Origin of the sequence: Curtobacterium sp. MMLR14_002, from assembly GCF_001864975.1 — a bacterium.
Taxonomy (GTDB): Bacteria; Actinomycetota; Actinomycetes; order Actinomycetales; family Microbacteriaceae; genus Curtobacterium; species Curtobacterium flaccumfaciens.
In genome coordinates, this window is sequence record NZ_MJGT01000065.1 from 35800 (window position 1) to 38941 (window position 3142).

Here is a 3142-nt window from a genome sequence, read left to right on the forward strand (position 1 = left end):
CAGCTGGCACCGGGCCTCCCGTCCGTCCGCACCCCGGCTACAGGACCCCGATCGCGGTCGCCTGCCACCGTCCGTGTCGCTCTTCGAGCCGCATGGCGACCGCTCGCGCGTGACTGCGCGCGTGCACGACCACCGTCGCCTCGGCGACGCCCGCCGCGGGGCGGCAGACGAGCACGCTGCCGACCCGGAGCACGGGGCGCCCGCGTGCCCGCCGACCGGAGCCCCGGGCGTGCGCTGCCACCGCGGCCCGCTGCTGCAGGTGCCGCTGCACGTCGTCGCTGATCCAGCGGGCGATGCTGTCGACCTCCCGCGCGCCGGTGAGCACCTCGGCGACGCAGAGTCCGAGCGCCCGTGCGGTCGTCGCCGGGTCCGGGGGATCGGTCGCCACGGCGGGCTCCGGCGCCGGTTCGACGATCCGCAGCGGCGGTGGGTGCGCCGTCGTCGTCTCGTGATCGATGCGGCGTGCCTGCTCTGCCACCCCTGCCCCTTCCGTCGTTGGAGCGAGCGTATGGGGCGTGCGACATACGAAATACACGCCGGTCTGCCCTGTGGAGAGGGCGACGTTCTCCACAAGGCGGCGGACCTAGACTGGCTGGGTGTCGACCCTCAGTGACCTCGTCCTCGCGCAAGGCCGTTCCTCGGAAGCAGACGTGGAGTGGCTCCACCTGCTCGTGGGGGACTGGCAGCTCCTCGCCGACCTGTCCTTCGCCGACATGGTGCTCTGGGTCCCGACCGCCGAGGACGGCTCGTTCGTGGCCGTCGCACACGCCCGGCCGAGCTCCGCGGCGACGCTGTTCTACCGGGACATCGTCGGCCAGGAGATCCGCGAGGAGTGGCGCGGCCAGGTGACCGAGAGCTTCGCCGGGTCACGGGTCGTCGACTCCGCTGAGCCGGACTGGTACGAGGACACCCCGACCCGCGTCCGCGCGATCCCCGTGCTCCGCCGCCTGAGCGCGAAGAGCGCCGAGACCACCGAGCGACCGATCGCCGTCGTCACCCGGCACTCCAACCAGGACGAGATGCGGACCCCGAGCCGCCAGGAACTCAACTTCACCGCGAGCGCGAACGACCTGTTCGGCATGATCGCCACCGGTGACTTCCCCGACCTCGGCGCACCGGCGGGCCCCCGTCGTGGCGCGCCCCGTGCCAGCGACGGCCTGCTGCGGCTCGACACCGCCGGCATCGTCACGTTCGCGAGCCCGAACGGCCTGAGCGCGTTCAACCGCATGGGCTTCGAGGGCGAGCTCGAGCGGAAGTCCCTCGCCGAGGTCACCACCGAGCTCATCGGGGCCCAGCTCGACGTCGACGAGTCCCTGCCGCTCGTCGTCACCGGCCGCGCACCCTGGCGGGCGGACATCGAGTCGAAGGGCGTCACGGTGTCGCTCCGCTCGATCCCGCTCCGCGACCACGGTGAGCGCATCGGTGCCATCGTGCTCTGCCGCGACGTGTCCGAGCTTCGGCACCAGGAGCGCGAGCTCATCACCAAGGACGCCACGATCCGCGAGATCCACCACCGCGTGAAGAACAACCTGCAGACCGTGGCGTCCCTGCTGCGGATCCAGGCGCGTCGTACGCACTCGGACGAAGCGCGGACCTCGCTGCAGAACGCCATGCGCCGCGTCGCCGCCATCGCCGTCGTGCACGACACCCTGTCGAGCGGGCTCAGCCAGACCGTGGACTTCGACGAGGTGTTCGACTCGGTGCTCAAGCTCGTCACCGAGGTCGCCGCGTCGCACAACACCACCGTGCACCCGAAGAAGACCGGCGAGTTCGGGGTGCTGCCCTCCGAGGCCGCGACGCCGCTCGCCCTCGGCCTCACCGAGCTCGTGACGAACGCCGTCGAGCACGGGTTGGACGGCCGTGACGGCGAGGTCGAGATCGTCGCCCGCCGCTTCGACGACCACCTGGAGATCGAGGTCCGCGACAACGGCGCGGGGCTCCCCGAGGGCAAGGTCGGCTCCGGCCTCGGCACGCAGATCGTCCGTACGCTCATCCAGGGCGAGCTCGGCGGCACCATCGACTGGCACACCCTGACGGGCAGCGGCACCGAGGTGACGATCACCATCCCGTTCCGCTGGCTGACCGCCCCCGCCGCCTGACGCCGCACGCACGACGACGCCCGCCGTCCCCGAGGGGACGACGGGCGTCGTGGTGTCAGACGACCGGGGTCAGGACGCGCGGCGAGCGCGGGCGGCGCGACGCTTCAGCGCACGACGCTCGTCCTCGCTGAGACCACCCCAGACACCCGAGTCCTGGTTGTTCTCGAGTGCGTACTGCAGGCACATCTCGGTGACCGTGCAACGCGCACAGACCGACTTGGCCTTCTCGATCTGGTCGACGGCGGGCCCGGTGTTCCCGACGGGGAAGAAGAGCTCGGGGTCTGCGGTGAGGCAGGCAGCCTTGTCACGCCAGTCCATGTGTGGTGCTCCTTGATGTCGATGCTCGAACGGCAGGCCGGGGCCGTGGTTCGGGGGATCGGACCGCTGACCATGCATGCGGCATGGAGGGGACAACTGTGGGGAGGAGTCCGCAGGAAGCGTGTCTGACGCCCGCGAGACGCTCGGGGGAGGAGCGATGAACCACGGGAGACGCACACCACATCGTGCCGTCCAAACGACCTCCAATATCGTTCCATACTGGTAGGGCCAAATCAAGGGTTCCGATGCTGGAGGATCACTGTGCACGACGACACCCCGAACGACACCGAACCCTCCGCACCCGTCGCGCGCCGGTCGCCGGCGATGCTGGGGCTGCTCGCCGTGGTCGGCCTCGAGTTCCTCGCGCTGGTGGTCGTGACCGTCGTCCTGGTCGTCGAACTGGTCGTCGCCCCGGCCACGAGCATCGCCTCCGGCATCGCCCTCACCGTCCTCGTCGCCATCGCTGCGCTCTGGCTCGGTGCGCTGCTGAACGGCCTGTGGCAGGGCCGGGCGTGGGTGCGCTCCGGGATCATCGTCTGGCAGGTCCTGCAGGGCGCCATCGCGATCGGGGCGTTCCAGGGCGTCTTCCGCGTCGCCGCGGTCGGCTGGGTGCTGCTCGTCCCCGCCTTGCTCGGCATCACGCTGGTGCTGTCGCGGTCGGTGACGGCCGCGCTCGCGCGTCCGGCCGAGTAGACGGTCTGGTCCGCCACGCACTGGAGGCCCGG

4 protein-coding genes are annotated in these 3142 nt (G+C 71.1%); 2 read left to right on the plus strand and 2 right to left on the minus strand.

Annotated elements, in window-relative coordinates; genetic code table 11:
* Positions 1-37: 37 nt before the first annotated feature.
* Positions 38-478, minus strand: a complete 441-nt coding sequence (locus BIU91_RS12925; RefSeq protein ID WP_084741235.1) for an Rv3235 family protein — start codon at positions 476-478, stop codon at positions 38-40.
* Between the two features lie 118 nt (positions 479-596).
* On the opposite strand from BIU91_RS12925, the gene BIU91_RS12930 reads away from it, so the two are divergent.
* Positions 597-2099 carry a sensor histidine kinase gene (locus tag BIU91_RS12930; protein ID WP_071405778.1) on the plus strand — a complete coding sequence of 501 codons (1503 nt, stop codon included), beginning with the start codon at positions 597-599 and terminating at the stop codon, positions 2097-2099.
* 69 nt (positions 2100-2168) lie between these two features.
* Here the strand turns inward: BIU91_RS12930 and BIU91_RS12935 are convergent, their stop codons facing one another.
* Positions 2169-2417: a WhiB family transcriptional regulator gene (locus BIU91_RS12935; protein ID WP_017888820.1), complete on the minus strand. Its 249-nt coding sequence runs from the start codon at positions 2415-2417 to the stop codon at positions 2169-2171.
* A 261-nt stretch (positions 2418-2678) separates the two neighbouring features.
* Here BIU91_RS12935 and BIU91_RS12940 point away from each other — a divergent pair, with 261 nt between their 5' ends.
* Positions 2679-3110, plus strand: coding sequence for a hypothetical protein (locus BIU91_RS12940; protein ID WP_084741237.1), 432 nt, complete (start codon positions 2679-2681; stop codon positions 3108-3110).
* The last annotated feature ends 32 nt before the right edge of the window (positions 3111-3142 follow it).